This is a genomic window from Mesorhizobium sp. M1143, from assembly GCF_040318435.1.
Lineage (GTDB): Bacteria > Pseudomonadota > Alphaproteobacteria > Rhizobiales > Rhizobiaceae > Mesorhizobium.
In genome coordinates, this window is record NZ_JAMYMJ010000016.1 from 1 (window position 1) to 16,462 (window position 16,462).

General features: G+C 64.8%; 14 protein-coding genes. 8 read left to right on the forward strand and 6 right to left on the reverse strand.

Translation table 11 applies throughout. The features are described from left to right. The first annotated feature begins 209 nt into the window (after window positions 1-209). The gene (gene glyS / locus NKH35_RS13740) at window positions 210-2,678 is read left to right on the forward strand and encodes a glycine--tRNA ligase subunit beta (protein ID WP_352914925.1); all 2,469 of its coding nucleotides are present in this window, start codon (window positions 210-212) and stop codon (window positions 2,676-2,678) included. Between the two features lie 52 nt (window positions 2,679-2,730). Here glyS and NKH35_RS13745 read toward each other — a convergent pair whose 3' ends face one another. Continuing rightward, complete coding sequence (locus NKH35_RS13745; protein WP_023668461.1) at window positions 2,731-3,120, reverse strand: hypothetical protein; 390 nt, start codon at window positions 3,118-3,120, stop codon at window positions 2,731-2,733. A 159-nt stretch (window positions 3,121-3,279) separates the two neighbouring features. Then, window positions 3,280-3,732 (reverse strand): hypothetical protein, encoded by a 453-nt coding sequence (locus NKH35_RS13750; protein WP_352914927.1) that lies wholly within the window; start codon window positions 3,730-3,732, stop codon window positions 3,280-3,282. Window positions 3,733-4,096: 364 nt separating this feature from the next. On the opposite strand from NKH35_RS13750, the gene NKH35_RS13755 reads away from it, so the two are divergent. The 3 genes from NKH35_RS13755 to NKH35_RS13765 all read left to right on the forward strand — a co-directional run bounded on the left by NKH35_RS13755 (window position 4,097) and on the right by NKH35_RS13765 (window position 7,262). Next, window positions 4,097-5,062 carry an L-threonylcarbamoyladenylate synthase gene (locus tag NKH35_RS13755; RefSeq protein ID WP_352914929.1) on the forward strand — a complete coding sequence of 322 codons (966 nt, stop codon included), beginning with the start codon at window positions 4,097-4,099 and terminating at the stop codon, window positions 5,060-5,062. Window positions 5,063-5,080: 18 nt separating this feature from the next. Continuing rightward, window positions 5,081-6,511 (forward strand): FAD-binding oxidoreductase, encoded by a 1,431-nt coding sequence (locus tag NKH35_RS13760; RefSeq protein WP_023732111.1) that lies wholly within the window; start codon window positions 5,081-5,083, stop codon window positions 6,509-6,511. A gap of 184 nt (window positions 6,512-6,695) precedes the next feature. Beyond that, on the forward strand, window positions 6,696-7,262 hold the full coding sequence (locus tag NKH35_RS13765) for a DUF6101 family protein (RefSeq protein ID WP_023684357.1): 567 nt from the start codon (window positions 6,696-6,698) through the stop codon (window positions 7,260-7,262). 174 nt (window positions 7,263-7,436) lie between these two features. Here NKH35_RS13765 and ubiA read toward each other — a convergent pair whose 3' ends face one another. Together ubiA and NKH35_RS13775 are read right to left on the reverse strand one after the other, a co-directional pair. Further along, on the reverse strand, window positions 7,437-8,420 hold the full coding sequence (gene ubiA, locus NKH35_RS13770) for a 4-hydroxybenzoate octaprenyltransferase (RefSeq protein ID WP_023732110.1): 984 nt from the start codon (window positions 8,418-8,420) through the stop codon (window positions 7,437-7,439). Between the two features lie 51 nt (window positions 8,421-8,471). Further along, window positions 8,472-9,383: a LysR family transcriptional regulator gene (locus tag NKH35_RS13775; protein WP_023732109.1), complete on the reverse strand. Its 912-nt coding sequence runs from the start codon at window positions 9,381-9,383 to the stop codon at window positions 8,472-8,474. Window positions 9,384-9,474: 91 nt separating this feature from the next. Here NKH35_RS13775 and NKH35_RS13780 point away from each other — a divergent pair, with 91 nt between their 5' ends. Both NKH35_RS13780 and purD read left to right on the forward strand, forming a co-directional pair. After that, window positions 9,475-10,269, forward strand: a complete 795-nt coding sequence (locus NKH35_RS13780) for a phytanoyl-CoA dioxygenase family protein (RefSeq protein WP_023706642.1) — start codon at window positions 9,475-9,477, stop codon at window positions 10,267-10,269. A gap of 133 nt (window positions 10,270-10,402) precedes the next feature. After that, on the forward strand, window positions 10,403-11,686 hold the full coding sequence (gene purD, locus NKH35_RS13785; protein ID WP_023732108.1) for a phosphoribosylamine--glycine ligase: 1,284 nt from the start codon (window positions 10,403-10,405) through the stop codon (window positions 11,684-11,686). A gap of 3 nt (window positions 11,687-11,689) precedes the next feature. Here the strand turns inward: purD and NKH35_RS13790 are convergent, their stop codons facing one another. Then, window positions 11,690-12,802, reverse strand: a complete 1,113-nt coding sequence (locus tag NKH35_RS13790; RefSeq protein ID WP_033003791.1) for a glycoside hydrolase family 25 protein — start codon at window positions 12,800-12,802, stop codon at window positions 11,690-11,692. A 448-nt stretch (window positions 12,803-13,250) separates the two neighbouring features. Between NKH35_RS13790 and NKH35_RS13795 the strand changes: the two genes are divergently transcribed. After that, a complete protein-coding gene (locus NKH35_RS13795; protein ID WP_352914934.1) occupies window positions 13,251-15,020 on the forward strand; it encodes an acyl-CoA dehydrogenase family protein in 1,770 nt (589 codons plus the stop codon). A 31-nt stretch (window positions 15,021-15,051) separates the two neighbouring features. Then, on the forward strand, window positions 15,052-15,804 hold the full coding sequence (locus NKH35_RS13800) for a crotonase/enoyl-CoA hydratase family protein (RefSeq protein ID WP_352914937.1): 753 nt from the start codon (window positions 15,052-15,054) through the stop codon (window positions 15,802-15,804). Window positions 15,805-15,812: 8 nt separating this feature from the next. Here the strand turns inward: NKH35_RS13800 and pdxH are convergent, their stop codons facing one another. Continuing rightward, window positions 15,813-16,442, reverse strand: coding sequence for a pyridoxamine 5'-phosphate oxidase (pdxH, locus tag NKH35_RS13805; RefSeq protein ID WP_352914939.1), 630 nt, complete (start codon window positions 16,440-16,442; stop codon window positions 15,813-15,815). Between the last annotated feature and the right edge of the window lie 20 nt (window positions 16,443-16,462).

The following is a 16,462-nucleotide window of genomic DNA, read 5'->3' on the forward strand; positions in this document are numbered from 1 at the left end:
CGAGGAAATCCCCGCCCGGCCGCGCAACCGCAGCGCCGGAGGCGCGAGGACGCGCAATCAGGGAGAAGGCATGCGGGTGGAGAAACTCTGATGCCGGATTTGTTGCTGGAACTCCGCTCCGAGGAAATCCCCGCCCGGCCGCGCAACCGCAGCGCCGGAGGCGCGAGGACGCGCAATCAGGGAGAAGGCATGCGGGTGGAGAAACTCTGATGCCTGATCTTTTGCTAGAACTTCGCTCCGAGGAAATCCCCGCCCGCATGCAGCGCAAGGCGGCGGGCGATCTCAGGAAGATGCTGACCGACGGTCTGGTCGAGGCGGGTCTGACCTATGACGCCGCGCGCGAATACTGGACGCCGCGGCGCCTGGCGCTCGATGTCAGGGGCCTGACCGCGCGCTCGAAGGACATCCACGAGGAGATCAAGGGGCCGTCGACGGCGGCGCCGGACCAGGCGGTGCAGGGTTTTCTGCGCAAGGCAGGCCTTGCCTCGGTTGCCGAGGCGCATGTCCATTCCGATCCGAAGAAGGGCGATTTCTACGTCGCCCATATTTCGAAGCCGGGCAGGGCGGCGGAAGAAATCGTCGCCGAACTGGTGCCGGCCATCATCCGCAGCTTCCCGTGGCCGACATCGATGCGCTGGGGGCCGGCTTCGGCTAAGCCCGGTTCGCTGCGCTGGGTGCGGCCGCTGCAGACGATCCTGTGCACCTTCGGCCCGGAGACCGAGGAGCCGGCGGTGGTCGATTTCGAGATCGATGGCATCCGCTCGGGCAATATCACCTATGGCCATCGTTTCATGGCGCCGGGTGAAATCACCGTGCGCCGCTTCGACGACTACGTGACCAAGCTGGAAGCGGCCAAGGTCGTGCTCGACGGCGACCGGCGCAAGGAGATCATCCTTGCCGACGCCCGCAACCTCGCCTTCGCCAACGGGCTCGATCTGGTCGAGGACGAAGGGCTGCTGGAAGAAGTGTCGGGCCTGGTCGAATGGCCGGTGGTGCTGATGGGCGAATTCGAGCAGGCCTTTCTTGCCATTCCGCCCGAGGTGGTGCGGCTGACCATTCGCGCCAATCAGAAATGCTTTGTCACCCGTCCGCAAGGCGACGGCGAAAACCTTTCCAACCGCTTCATCCTCACCGCCAACATCGAGGCGAAGGATGGCGGCAAGGAGATCGCGCACGGCAACGGCAAGGTGGTGCGCGCGCGCCTGTCGGATGCGCTGTACTTCTGGCGGACCGACCAGGGCGATCTGCCCGATCTCGAGCAGCTTGAAGCATCGGCGGAAAAGTTCGGGCTCGATCTGAAAAAGCCGCTCGACCAACGCATGGCCCGCCTCGACCATCTCGGGGTGACTTTCCACGCCAAGCTCGGCACGCAAGGCGAGCGGGTAGAGCGAATCAAGCGGCTGGCGGAGGAACTGGCGCCAACAGTGGCGCAGTCGATCTCCCCCCTTGAGGGGGAGATGGCCGGCAGGCCAGAGGGGGTCGGTTCGGCTGCCGCGACGCAATCTGGCTTTGCAAAGAAAGAGGGAGTTGGCGCTCCACGCGAGACGACCCCCTCTGTCGCCTTCGGCGACATCTCCCCCTCAAGGGGGGAGATTGCCGCGCTCGCCGGGCGTGCGTCGGTGCTCGCCAAGGCCGATCTCACCACCGAAGTGGTCGGAGAATTCCCCGAACTGCAAGGCGCCATGGGCCGCAAATACGCGCTGCTGCAGGGCGAGCATCCGTCCGTGGCCGCGGCGATCGAGGAACATTACAAGCCGCAAGGTCCGTCGGATAGCGTGCCGACCGATCCGGTGTCGATTGCCGTCGCACTCGCCGACAAAATCGATACGCTGGTCGGGTTCTGGGCGATCGATGAAAAGCCCACGGGCTCGAAGGATCCTTACGCGCTGAGAAGGGCCGCACTGGGCGTGGTGAGGATCCTGATCGAGAATGGGATCTCACTGCCGCTGACATCGCTCTTCGACAGTGCCTATCAAACGGAGAGTTATCTCGCGTCCAAGGCTGGACGGGCCTTTGGCCCCGACCTCCTCGCCTTCTTCCACGACCGCCTGAAAGTCTATCTCCGCGACCAGGGCGCTCGGCATGATCTCATTGACGCCGTGCTGGCAGGTGGTGGAAGCGCGCCAATCTCCCCCATTGTGGGGGCGGCGAAGCCGACAAAGGGGGGCGCTGTCCCGCCGACCTCTCATTCTGGCGCGCCCCCCTCTGCCCTGCCGGGCATCTCCCCCACAAGGGGGGAGATCGGCCAATCGCAGTCGGACGACCTCCTGCAGATCGTGCGTCGCGTCGAAGCTCTGGGGTCCTTCCTCGACACCGAGGACGGCAAGAACCTGCTCGCCGGCGCCAAGCGCGCGGCCAACATTCTGGCTGCCGAGGAGAAGAAGAAAACGCGCGTCGCCGCGACTGTTGAGCCGGCGCTGTTTCGCGAGGAGGCCGAGAAATCGCTGTTTGCGGCGGTGAATCAGGCGGAGAGAGAAGCCGGCGAAGCGATTCAAAACGAAGACTTTTCCGCCGCCATGCTGGCGCTTAGCGTGTTGCGTGAACCGGTTGATTCATTCTTTGAACGCGTTCTCGTGAATGATGAGGACCAGGCCGTGCGCGCCAACCGCCTGGCGCTGCTGGCTCGCATCCGCACGGCCACCGATCAGGTCGCGGATTTTTCCAGAATAGCTGGCTAAGGGACGGACAAGCCCGAACACGGGCGGCGTTCACACGCCGCCCGTCTTGTTTTCAGTCCTCCAAAATGCTGACATGCACGCTGTCTGAATAGACGTCGACCTGGATCAGCGGCTCGCCATTGACGATGGCGTTCCGTGTCGAGGAGCTCATCGCGCCACCGCGCTTCAGCATGCGTTCCAGATACGCGCGATCATCGTTGCTGCGGAACCAGTCATCGCCCTGGTCGTCGGCATCGCGCCGGTGGAACTTGTGCCAGTTGGCACGGTCCTGCCGCACCATCTGTGCTGCGCTGCTCAGCTCATAGCCGTCGCTGGCATGGTGGTCGCGATCGGAAATGCGCGCGACGTAGGACCCTAGCTCGTCACCGGCCTGCGCGCCGCCGACACCTATAGGTGACGCCAGCAACAGGCCGGCAATAGTCAAAGATTTCGTCATGTTCATGATAACCCCTCGCTCTCCTAGAACCCGGCGCGCTCATGCCAAACCCGATTGGCGAAATTGGGGCCGCCGCCGCCAAGCCGATCCTGCGCCGGGGCGTCGATCGGCGTCAAGCGGCATGGATCGGCCGACTGTCTTGGCCGACTGTTTTGGCTGAATGGCCTACTCGGCTTTGCCGACGCCCTCGATCGGCTGCTGCGGTGTTGCTGCCGGCTGCGGCGCTGCCGGTTGCGACTCGGGCTTGCCGTTCGATGCCGTTGCAGTTCCGGCTGGTGCGGTCTCTGCCGTCGGCTCAGTGGCCGGCGCCGCGGCGCGCGCCGTGGTCGGAGCCGGCGCGGCGAAGGCGCCGCCGACGATGCCGCCGCGAATGATCATCGGGTCCTGCCTGGGCTTTTCGGGGATCGCCGCGACCTTTTCATAAGTCACATCGGGCTGGGCATCGCCGAGCGCGACGATCGATGGCGTCGAGGCGGTCCTGACCGGTTCGGATCCGCCAACCTTGATGACCGATGGCGTCGAGGTCGAGACGCCGAGAAAGACGATCGACGAGGCGTGCGCCCCACCGGTCATCGCCGCCAGGGTGAAACCAAGCGCTCCAAGCACACGCATCGACATCGAAACCGTCCCCTTGCCCGACAAGCCGCCAGCCCTAACCGCAAATAGCCTTAGGATTGATGCCGGCTTGCAGGGAAACGTAGCATTTTAGGCATTGATAATTCGCCAACGCCGGCTTGCCCGAAAACCACTGCCGTATTAGAGCAATTCCAGGAAAAGTGAGTAGCGGTTTTCCGTCCGGAATTGCGCAAAAACAAATACTTAGAGCGTTTCAGCGAACCGCTGAACCGCTCTAATGCATGTCGCTCAAAAGTGGCCCCGGTTTTGAGAGAACGACATGCATCAAAACAAAGACCTAAAGCGCGTCGCATGAATCCGGTTCAGCGCGACGCGCTTTAGGTCCGGTGCCTGTGAGGTGAAGCGAGTGGCTGAGATACTATCCGTCGGCGAAGCGATGGAGCAGGCGTTGGCGCTGCTCGAGGGCGGCGACGTCGTCGCTATCCCGACGGAGACCGTCTATGGACTGGCCAGCGACGCGACCAATGGCGTCGGCGTCGCCCGCATCTTCGAAGCCAAGGGCCGGCCGCGCTTCAACCCGCTGATCGCCCATGTCGCCGATCTCGCGATGGCCGAGCGCATTGCGATCTTCGACCCGCTGTCGAAGCGGCTGGCCGAGGCGTTCTGGTCGGGGCCGCTGACGCTGGTGCTGCCGCTCCGACCCGGCAACGGCATCCATCCGCTGGTCACCGCCGGGCTCGATACGATCGCGCTCCGCATGCCGAGGGGCTTCGGCGGCGAGCTGATCGCCAGGCTCGGCCGGCCGCTGGCCGCGCCCAGCGCGAACTCTTCGGGCAAGATAAGCGCCACGACGGCGCAAGCCGTGGCGGCCGATCTCGGCGCCAAAATCCGGCTGGTGGTCGATGGCGGCGCCACCCCGGTCGGGCTGGAATCGACCATCGTCAAGGTCGAAGGCAACAGCGTGCGGCTGCTGAGGCCAGGCGGCATCGCTGCCGCCGATATCGAGGCCGTCACCGGCCTCAAGCTGCAGCGCGGCGCGCCCGCCGGCATCGAGGCGCCCGGCAGGCGGGCGTCGCATTATGCGCCGGGCGCCGCGGTGCGGCTCGACGCGCAAAACGTGGTTGAAGGCGAGGCCTTGCTGGCCTTTGGCGTCCGCCGCGCCGAAGGCTGGCAAGCGGCGGCCGCCTTGCGCAACCTGTCGGCATCAGGCGATTTGCGCGAAGCCGCAAGCAATCTGTTCGCGTATTTGCAGGAACTCGACCGCAGCGGTGCGGCGACGATCGCCGTCGAGCCGATCCCGTTCGAGGGGCTCGGCGAGGCGATCAACGATCGGCTGTTTCGTGCCGCTGCCCCCCGTGACAAGCTCGACTGAGCGCCATAGTTTGCGCCCATGAACGACTCCCCCTTCGATCTCGATCCCGCCCTCATCGACCGCTTCACTGCCATTGTCGGCGAAAAATATGCACTGAGCGACCAAGCCGATATTGCACCGTATCTTACCGAGCGGCGCGGTCTGTGGCATGGCAGGACCGCCTTGGTGCTGCGTCCCGGCAGCGTCGACGAGGTGAGCCGTATCATGCGGCTGGCGAGCGAGACGGGAACGCCGGTCGTGCCGCAAAGCGGCAACACCGGGCTGGTCGGCGCCCAGGTGCCTGACGCATCCGGCCGCGAGATCGTGCTTTCTTTGTCGCGGCTGAACCGCATTCGCGAGATCGACGTCTTCTCCAATACGGTAACCGTCGAGGCCGGCGTTATCCTGCAGACGCTGCAGGAAGCGGCCGATGCCGCCGACCGGCTGTTTCCGCTGTCGCTCGCCGCGCAAGGGTCCTGCCAGATCGGCGGCAATCTCTCGTCCAATGCCGGCGGCACCGGCGTGCTTGCCTATGGCAATGCGCGCGAACTCTGCCTCGGCGTCGAAGTGGTGCTGCCGACCGGCGAGGTCTTCGACGATCTGCGCAAATTGAAGAAGGACAACACCGGCTACGATCTGAAGAACCTGTTCGTCGGCGCCGAAGGCACGCTCGGCATCATCACCGCAGCGGTGCTGAAACTGTTTCCCAAGCCCAAGGGGCGCGAAGTGGCCTTTGCCGGCCTGTCGTCGCCGGAAGCAGCGCTTTCGCTGTTCAGCCTGGCGATGGACCGGGCAGGGGCGGCACTCACCGCCTTCGAGCTGATCGGCCGGCGTCCGTATGATTTCACGCTGCGCCATGCGCAGGGCGTCACGCGGCCGCTGGCGCAGGATTGGCCATGGTATGTGTTGATGCAGGTGTCGTCGGGCCGTTCGGCCGAGGACGCCAGGGGGCTGATCGAAGAAGTGCTGTCGGCAGGCCTCCAGCAAGGCATCGTCGGCGACGCGGTGATCGCGGCCAGCCTGGCGCAGGGCGACGCGTTCTGGAACTTCCGCGAGGTGCTGCCGGATTCGCAAAAGCCCGAAGGTGCTTCGATCAAGCATGATATTTCGGTGCCGGTGGCATCCATCCCGGCGTTTATCGAAAAGGCGGCCGGTGCAGTGGCTTCGGTCAGTCCGCAGGCGCGCGTGGTCTGCTTCGGTCATATGGGCGACGGCAATCTGCACTACAACATCTCCCGGCCGGAGGGCGGTGACGACGAAGCGTTTCTCGGCCTCTACCACGCCATGAACCATGCCGTGCACGATGTCGTGCGCTCCTTCCACGGTTCGATCTCGGCCGAGCATGGCATCGGCCAGTTGAAGCGCGACGAACTGATCGCCACCGCGCCGCCAATGGCGATCGAACTGATGCGCCGGGTGAAGGCCGTCTTCGATCCGGCCGGCATCATGAATCCCGGTAAGGTTATCTGATCCTTTCAACATTTTGTGGCTGGTCTCATTCCGATAACCATCGCCTGAGATCAGCAAAATTTAACTGACTTTCTTAAGCCGCGCGGCAGAAGCTCGCGCTAATGTTTCACACAACGAGGCCGGGAAAACTGGCCCGGTGGGATCCGTGAAAGCGGCTCTCAGGAGAAACACAGGAAGGCAGCAGATGAACAGTGTATTGAAGCCCGTCTGGGCCGGGCGCAACATGCGCCTCGACCCATTCCGCCTGCCGCAAGTGGTGAGCTATGCCACGCGCGACGACTATGGCGACGTTACCTTCACCATCGACCAGCGCGGCGCCGTCATCCGCCGCACGCTCGAGATGAGCGGCGTGCCGGCGATCATCGCGCTGCCCGCCAACGCGTTTCGCGGCGTCGCCGCCCGCGCGATGGAGGATGCGCAAGGCAATGTCACGGTAACCCTCGAACTCCTGCACAACGACCCGATGCTGTCGGTGCCGCTGCTGGTGGCCGACGATCTCGACGACGTCGCCGCCGACTGGCGCGCCTGGGCCGACGCCTACCGGCTGCAGATGCTGCTGATCGAATCCGACGGCATTGCCCGCACGCTTGAGGAATCGCTCGGCGCCGCCATCAAGGCGCTGCCGGCCAAGGATCGCCGCAAGGGCCGGGTCTCGACCACGCGCCGCCCGCGCTTCCTCGCCCGCCGCAGGGCCGGCGACCTCGGGCTGAGGCTGGTTATTGATGGCCAGGAGATTATTTCGAGAGAATAGAGCGCTCCTCTTCCTTCTCCCCTTGTGGGGGAAGGTGGATTGCCGCGAAGCGGCAAGACGGATGAGGGGTGTTCCAGGGAACGCCAACGCCTCACTCCGCTGGAGCACCCCTCATCCGTCTCGGCGCTGCGCGTCGATCCACCTTCTCCCACAAGGGGAGAAGGAAGAGGGAGCCTACACCAGCGGCTTCAGCGCCACCCACAGCGCACCGCCGATCAGGCCGAGGAAGATCAGCCAGCCGACCTGGTTGCTCGATTTGAACAGCCGCAGGCATTGATCGGGATCGTTGATATCCAGAACCGCTATCTGCCGCGCCATATGCGCGCCGGCGGCGATCAGCCCGGCCAGCGCCACCACCGGCGCCTGCACCGAGGCGAAGGCGATGGCAAAGCAGACCAGCGTGCCGCCATAAAGCCCGACCAGCCAGGTCTTGGTGTTGTCGCCGAACAGCCGCGCTGTCGAGCGCACGCCGACGATAGCGTCGTCTTCCTTGTCCTGATGCGCGTAGATGGTGTCGTAGCCGATCACCCACAGGATCGAGCCGATATAGAGCATGATGGCCGAGCCATCGAGATCGCCGAACTCCACCGCCCAGCCCATCAGCGCGCCCCAGGAGAAGGCGAGACCAAGCACGAATTGCGGCCAGTTGGTGAAGCGCTTCATGAAGGGGTAGACGGCGACGATCACCAGCGAGACGATGCCGAGCGGAATGGCGAAGTCGTTGAACTGCAACAGCACGACGAGGCCGACCAATGCCTGGATGACCAGGAATATCCAGGCCTGGCGGCGCGTCACCTTGCCGGCCGGCAGGGGCCGCGAACGGGTGCGCTCGACCTTGTTGTCGATGTCCTGGTCGACAATGTCGTTATAGGTGCAGCCGGCGCCGCGCATGGCGACGGCGCCGACAAAAAACAGGAACAGGACCCACGGCGACGGCAGCAATGTGAGCAACGGGTCGGTCGGGCGCGGATAGGCGCTGGCCGCAAGCGCTGCCGACCACCAGCAGGGCCACAGCAGCAATTGCCAGCCGATCGGCCGGTCCCAGCGCGCAAGCTGCGCGTAAGGCCACAGCCAGCGCGGCAATATCTTGTAGACCCAATGGCCGCTCGGCGCGTCGGCGACGCGGCCCTGTGCGGCTTTCGACTGGATGGTTTCCATCGTGCTGGAGTGGCAGCAGCGGCGTGCGCCGTCAAGCGGCCGCATTGTCGCTCAGGCGGTGAAAATATCGTGGCTGGCAAACCATTCCTTCGCCACCTCCGTGAAGGCCAGCGCCGCCTTCGACAGCCTTTGCCTTGTGTCATGGGTGAGGATGATGCGCTGCATCGGCAGCGGATCGGACAGCGGCTTGCAGACCAGCGGCAGCCCGTCATAACTCCTGTCGCCATAGGGCCTGGTGTAGCTCACCGCGACGCCGAAGCCGTTGGCGACCATGCTGCGCTGCAGTTCGAACGAACTCGCCGTCGATTGCGAGACCGGCGACAGGCCGCGGCTGAGGAACAGGTCCAGCATATGCTGCCAGCTATGCGGCTGGTCGGTGGTGATCAAGGGATGGGTCGCCAGCTCCGCCAGGCTGACGCTCGCCTGGCTGGCCAGTGCGTGGCCTTGCGGCAGAAGCGCGTGTGGCCGCAGCTCATGCAGCAGGATGCGGGCGAAGTGCGAGGGCAGGCCGAGATCGTAGGTCAGGCCGAGATCGATTGCCGCATCGCCGAGCCGCCGGCCCAGCGTCTCGAAGGTCTCGTCGCGGACCACCACGGTGACCGCCGGGCAGCGTTGCGAAAAAGCGCGGATCAGCGCCGGCGCGAAATAGGGCGCCAGATCCTCGAAACAGCCGAGCACAAGTTCGCCCCCGACATCGGCGTCGCGCGTCCCGAGCCCAACCAGTTCGTCCGCTTCGGCCAGCACCTGCTTTGCCTTCGCCACCGCGCTGCGGCCGAACGAGGTCAGCGCGATGCCGCTGCCGCGCTGGCGCACGAACAGTTTCTGGCCGAGCGTCGCTTCGACATTGTCGATCGCCACCGAGATCGACGGCTGTGAGACGTTCAGCATCCGCGCGGCCGCGGTGACGCTGCCGTGACGGGCAACAGTGACGAGGTAACGCAGCTGGGTGAGGGTCAGGTTCATAGAGTAAAGCTATAAGAGAGATGAGAAGTTATTATTTTACGCGATGTGCGGCGACTGCGATAGTCGGTCATCGAAACAGGGAAGACATGAGATGGCCGCCAGACATATTGATGCCGCAGCGATTGCCGACTACCAGCGCGACGGCGCGGTCTGCATACGCGGCGCCTTCAAGGACTGGGTCGGCACCATCGCCGCCGGCATCGAGCGCAACATGCAAAACCGCAGCGCCACGGCTTCGGACATCGCCAACGGCAAGGGCAGCTTCTTCGACGATTACTGCAATTGGGAGCGCATTCCCGAATTCGTCGACGTGGTGCGCAATTCCCCGGCCGCGGAACTCGCGGCAGCGGCGATGCAGTCGCGCAGCGCCCAGTTCTTCCACGACCATGTGCTGGTCAAGGAACCGGGCACGCAAAAGCCGACGCCTTGGCACCAGGACATCCCGTATTACTTCGTCGATGGCACCCAGACCGTCAGCTTCTGGATTCCGATCGATCCGGTCAAGGAAGCGACGCTGCGGCTGATCGCCGGCTCGCACAAATGGGACAAGATGATCCTGCCGGTGCGCTGGCTCGATGACAGCAATTTCTATGCCGGCGAGGGCGATTATCTGCCCGTGCCGGATCCAGACAAGGACCCGTCGCTGAAGGTGCTCGAATGGGAGATGGAGCCGGGCGACGCCATCCTGTTCGACTTCCGCACCGCGCATGGTGCGCGCGGCAATCCGACCGCGGCGCGTCGCCGGGCGCTGTCGCTGCGCTGGGTCGGCGACGATGCGCGCTATGTCGAGCGCCCCGGCCGTACCTCGCCGCCCTATCCCGGCCATGACATGAAGCCCGGCCAGAAACTGCGCGAGGACTGGTTCCCGGTCGTCTTCCAGAGCTGATACCGGCCGGGGACGCCGTGCTCTCGGCGCGACGTTCCCGTGCGCAACCGGTATGGCGCAAGGTAAAACTCTTGACCCGCGCCGCCCGGGGCAATAGCGCAGTCCCTGTCGTGAAATGACAAGGGACATCGGCATGCGCGTTTTGTTGATCGGCTCCGGCGGCCGCGAACATGCCCTGGCCTGGAAGATCGCGGCCTCGCCGCTTTTGACCAGGCTCTATGCCGCGCCCGGCAATCCGGGCATCGCCCACGAGGCCGAACTGGTCAAGCTCGACATCGCCGACCATGCCGCTGTTGCCAGCTTCTGCAAGGACAACGCGATCGACCTCGTCGTCGTCGGGCCGGAAGGCCCGCTAGTCGCCGGCATTGCCGATGACCTGCGCGGCGAAGGCATCCGCGTCTTCGGCCCGTCGAAGCGCGCAGCGAGGCTCGAAGGCTCGAAAGGTTTCACCAAGGACCTCTGCGCCAAATACGACATCCCGACCGCCGCCTATGGCCGCTTCACCAATCTTGCCTCGGCGAAAGCCTATGTCGAAAAGGTCGGCGCGCCGATCGTCATCAAGGCCGACGGGCTTGCCGCCGGCAAGGGCGTCACCATCGCCATGACGCTGGATGAGGCGCAAGCCGCGCTCGATGCCTGTTTCGACGGCGCCTTTGGCGACGCCGGTGCCGAGGTCGTGGTCGAGGAATTCATGACCGGCGAGGAGGCGAGTTTCTTCTGCTTGTGCGACGGCACCACGGCACTGCCCTTCGGCACCGCGCAGGACCACAAGCGCGTCGGCGACGGCGACACCGGCCCCAACACCGGCGGCATGGGCGCCTATTCGCCGGCGCCGGTGATGAGCCCCGAAATGGTCGAGCGCACCATGCGCGAGATCGTCGAGCCGACCATGCGCGGCATGGCCGAGCTTGGGGCGCCGTTCGCCGGTATTCTCTTCGCCGGGCTGATGATCACGGACAAAGGGCCGAAGCTGATCGAATACAACACCCGCTTCGGCGATCCCGAGTGTCAGGTGCTGATGATGCGGCTGAAGGACGATCTGCTGGTGCTGCTCAACGGCGCCGTCGACGGCCAGTTGGCGCACAGTTCGATCCGCTGGCGCGACGATGCCGCGCTCACCGTGGTGATGGCGGCACAGGGCTATCCCGGGACGCCGGAAAAAGGCTCGGTCATCCGCGGGCTGGAAGAGGCGGCCGGCGATGGTGTTGAGATTTTCCACGCCGGCACCGCCATCAATGGCGGCGCGCTGGTCGCCAATGGCGGCCGCGTGCTCAACGTCACGGCATCAGGCAAGACGGTGGGCGAAGCGCAAAGCCGCGCTTACGCCGCGCTCGACCGTATCGACTGGCCGCAAGGCTTCTGCCGCCGAGACATAGGCTGGCAGGCGGTGGCGCGGGAGAAAGCCAGCGCCACCTGAGCCTCAGCGCTCGCGAACCAGTTCCGTCGAAGCGGTGCTGACCGGGTCGGCGGCCTGCGAGAAGGCGGCCTCGAGCAGAGCCTCCGAACGATACGTGGTTCGCTTCCAGGCGACATACTCGGCAATGCCGAAGCGCGCGCGGCGCGGCACCGTCTTGACCACCGGCATGCGGAAGGCGGCGCGGAATGTCTGCCAGCGCGCGCCGAGCACCGCCACCATTTCCTCGACCGTCGGTGGCGTCGCCACATCGGCGTATGTGATGGTGACTTTGCCGGCGAGCCCGGCCGCGCGCGACACCGGCACCGGTATCGAGGCGAGGTAGTCGGGCGGCACGTCGATCAGGCCGCCGAAGGGCCATTGCTGGCGCAGTGCCGCCGCGTCCATCGGCGCGACGTTGACGTCGATGTCGTTGGGCGTGCCGGCGACGCGGTAGGGGCAGCGCAGGCGCCCGCAATTGGCCTGCGCCGAAAACTGCCACAGCGCATAGCCCTGCCAGTTGCCCATCGGAAAATGCACGTCGATGTCGGGCTTGTAGCGCGCATACCAGAGCGGCAGCCGCGACAACAGCCGGTATTGATAGCGGTTGTCGGCGATGTACTGGGCGGTCTTGCCGTTGGTGTAGAGGATCGGGAAACGGCCGAGGCGCCGGTGCACCTGGCGCACGAATTCCTCGGCATCGTCCAGCGACATCCATTGCGAGGGGTCGTTGCCTTCGAGGTCGAGGGCCAGGAGATCGTCCGGCGCCGGTTCGGCGAAATCGATGAAACTGTTGGCCTGCTCGAGCGGATTGCCGGGGCGGGCAAGATGATAGGCGCCCCATTTCAGCCCGAGCGCCTTGGCCACCACCTTGCGCGTCTGGAACAGCTCGCGCGTCACCGCAAAGCGTTTCCACAGCGTCTTGCAGAGTTTGACCGTGGTTTCGTCGCCATAACAGAAATAGGGCGGCGGCAACCCGTCGGAGGCCTTGTTGATGAAGCCGACAACGCGCTTGTCGGTGGCGAGCTGCGCCCAATCGATGGAATTGTATTCATAGGCGTCGACTACCAGCGCGCGGTCGCCATCCCGCCAAGGCTCGGAAAAGTCCGAGGCTGTAGCCGCTGATATCAGCGCCATCATCGCCGCGAGAGCGATCGCTGAGCGGCGAAGAATATGCGCCGGCGTTTTCAAACAGGGGACCCCCGCTGACCAAACACCGATGGTGGACCGGTATGGTTAAGGAAGTGCTTTCGGGCAGGAGTCCTGTCGCTCTCGCGACTTCTTCATTCTATGGCGACGCAAGGAGCGAAGCGACGCGGCGCGGACCATAGTATGCATTCCGCGACTTCGAAGCGTTGCCACGGCGCAGAATTCTGCACCGTTGCGCCCCTAGCGCGAGGTCGCGACATGGTACTCGGCGTCCGCTACGCTCCCGCTCCACCCGTGGACGACGGAGTTCGCTACAAAATCCGCGTGACAAAGTTTGACGTTTACGTAAAAAGAAAGCCGGAGGCCGCCCAGAGGCGGGTGGTTTTGCATCGGCCCGGGTCCTAGGATCGAGCGGTCGGAGCAGCGGAGGAGAAGCGGCATGTACAAGGCCCCGGTCGACGACATTTCGTTCACGCTCAAGCATGTCGCCGGGCTCAAGCCGGCACTCGACAGCGGCGCGTTCGGGGACCTCGGCGAAGACCTTGTCGACGCCATCCTGGCCGAGGCCGGCCGCTTCGCCAGCGAGGAGGTGGCGCCGCTCTACAAGATCGGCGACGAACACGGCGCGATGCTGAAGGATGCAGCCGTGACCATGCCGCCCGGTTGGAAGGCGCTTTACCGCAGCTGGATCGACGGTGGCTGGAACGCGCTGTCGGGGCCGGAAGAATTTGGCGGCCAAGGCCTGCCGACCATGTTGGGCATGGCCGCGCTCGAAATGTGGAACTCCGCCGCCATGGCCTTCGGCATCGGCCCGACGCTGACCATGGGCGCCGTCGAGGCGCTGGACAAGCATTCCTCCGAAGCGCTGAAGGCAAAGTATCTGGCAAAGCTCGTCTCCGGCGAGTGGATGGGGACGATGAACCTGACCGAGCCGCAGGCCGGTTCCGATCTCGCAGCCCTGCGCAGCCGCGCCGAGCCTGCCGGCGACGGCACCTACCGCATCTTCGGCCAAAAGATCTTCATCACCTATGGCGAGCATGATTTCACCGACAACATCATCCATCTGGTGTTGGCGCGGCTGCCCGACGCACCGGCCGGCACGCGCGGTATTTCGTTGTTCCTGGTGCCGAAATTCCTGGTCAATGATGACGGCTCGCTTGGCGCCCGCAACGACGTCTTCTGTTCCGGCCTCGAGCACAAGCTCGGCATCCATGCCTCGCCGACTTGCACCATGATCTATGGCGACGGGTTCCAGGGTGCTCCGCCCGGCGCCATCGGTTGGCTGATCGGCGAGGAGAACAAGGGGCTCGCCTGCATGTTCACCATGATGAACAACGCGAGGCTTTGCGTCGGCATGCAGGGCGTGGCGGTGGCGGAAGCCGCGACACAGAAGGCGATCGCCTATGCCAACGAGCGCCGCCAGGGCAAGGCATCCGACTTTTCAGGCGCCGGGATGGCGCCGATCGTCCATCACCCCGACGTGCAGCGCAATCTCTTGACCATGAAGGCTTTGACCCAGATCGCCCGCGCCATCTCGTATTCCTGCGCCCACGCCATCGACTTCGCGCGTCTGTCGGCAGGCGAGGAGGCCGCGCATTGGCGCGATCGCGCCAATCTGCTGACGCCGCTGGCCAAGGCGTTTTCCACCGATGTCGGCGTCGACGTTGCGTCGCTGGGCGTCCAGGTCCATGGCGGCATGGGCTTCATCGAAGAGACCGGGGCAGCCGCACTCTATCGCGACGCCCGCATCGCGCCGATCTATGAAGGCACCAACGGCATCCAGGCGATCGACCTGGTGGTGCGCAAACTGCCGCTTGGCGGCGGCGAGCATGTGCATGGCTATATCGCCGAACTGAAGGCCATCGCCGACGAGGTGCGGACCTCGAACCTGCAGGGCTTCGGCCGCACGGCCGAAGCGCTTGACCAGGCGTTCGACGATCTCACCGAGGCGACGCGCTTCCTGCAGAAGCTGCTGGCCGACGGCCGTCTGGACGAAGCGCAAGCCGGTGCGACCCCCTATCTCAGGCTGATCTCGCTTGCTGCCGGCGGCGCTTATCTGGCGCGTGGCGGACTTGCCCAGCAGAGCCGCATCGCCCTTTGCCGCTTTTTCGCCGAAAACCTGCTCGGCGAAGTCAGCGCCTTGAAGGAACGCGTCATCGATGGCGCCGAGAGCCTCGCTACCGCCGGCAAGGCGCTGATAACGGCCTGAATACCAGAGCGCTCACCAGGGAAGAATGACCGTGACAGACCATATCCTCGTCGAGCGCCAGGGCGCCATCCAGATCATCCGCATGAACCGTCCCGACAAGAAGAACGCACTGACGCGCGCCATGTACGCGACAATGTCCAAGGCGCTGGCCGATGGCGATGCCGACCCGGCGGTTCGCGTCCATGTCTTCCTCGGTGTGCCTGGCGCCTTCTCTTCCGGCAACGATCTCGCCGATTTCCTGGTCATCGCCACCGGCGGTGAGGGCGGCAACGAGGTCTGGGACTTCCTGATGGCGCTGGCCAAAACGGAGAAGCCGATGGTCTCCGGCGTCGACGGCATTGCGGTCGGCATCGGCACCACGCTCAATTTGCATTGCGACCTGACTTTCGCCACGCCGCCCACTGTGTTCCGCACACCCTTCGTCGACCTCGGCCTGGTGCCGGAGGCGGGCTCCAGCCTGCTGGCGCCGCTCATCCTCGGCAGGCAGGGCGCCTTCGCGCTGCTTGGCCTCGGCGAAGGTTTTTCCGCCGAACGCGCCAAGGCCGCCGGCCTGATCTATGAGGTGGTCGAGGAGGACGGGCTAGAAGCCGCGGTACTCGCAGCGGCCGGCGCGATCGCCGCCAAGCCGCCGCAGGCGCTGAAGATCGCTCGTGACCTGATGCGCGCCCCGCGCGACGAGCTTGTCGCCCGCATCAAGGTGGAGAGCGAGCATTTCTCCGAGCGGCTGAAGTCCGACGAAGCGCGCGCCGCGTTGACGGCCTTCATGACGCGCAAGAAGGCCTGAACCTCTCCTCAGGGATAAAGCCGTGTCTTGTCCCAGCCGCCTTCGGCGTTGCGCGAAAAGACCAGCCGATCGTGCAGCCGGAATGGCCGGTCGTGCCAGAACTCGATCGCCTGCGGCACGATGCGGAAGCCCGACCAGTGCTTTGGCCGCGGGATTTCGCCGATAGGGTAGCGCGCCGTGTATTCGGCCACCGCCTTCTCCAGGGCAAAGCGGCTTTCCAGCGGCCGCGACTGTTTCGAAGCCCATGCGCCGATGCGGCTGCCGCGCGGCCGCGTCGCGTAATAGGCGTCGGCTTCAGCGTCGCTGACGATCTCCACCGGACCGCGTATGCGCACCTGGCGGCGCAGCGATTTCCAGTGGAAGCACATCGCCGCCTTCATGCTGCCAAGAATCTCGCGGCCCTTGGCGCTCTCGAAATTCGTGTAGAAGACAAAGCCGCTTTCATCGAAACCCTTGAGCAGCACCATCCGCACATCCGGCATGCCGTCGGCATCGACGGTTGCAAGTGCTACGCCGTTGGCGTCGTTGATTTCGCTTTTCTTGGCGTCCTCCAGCCACTCAGCAAAGAGCCGGAACGGCTCGGCGGCTTTGGTAAAGTCACTACTTGTTAACTCAGTGTCACTCATAGTTTTTCTCAAATTGTCTCGAGCTTCAGGAG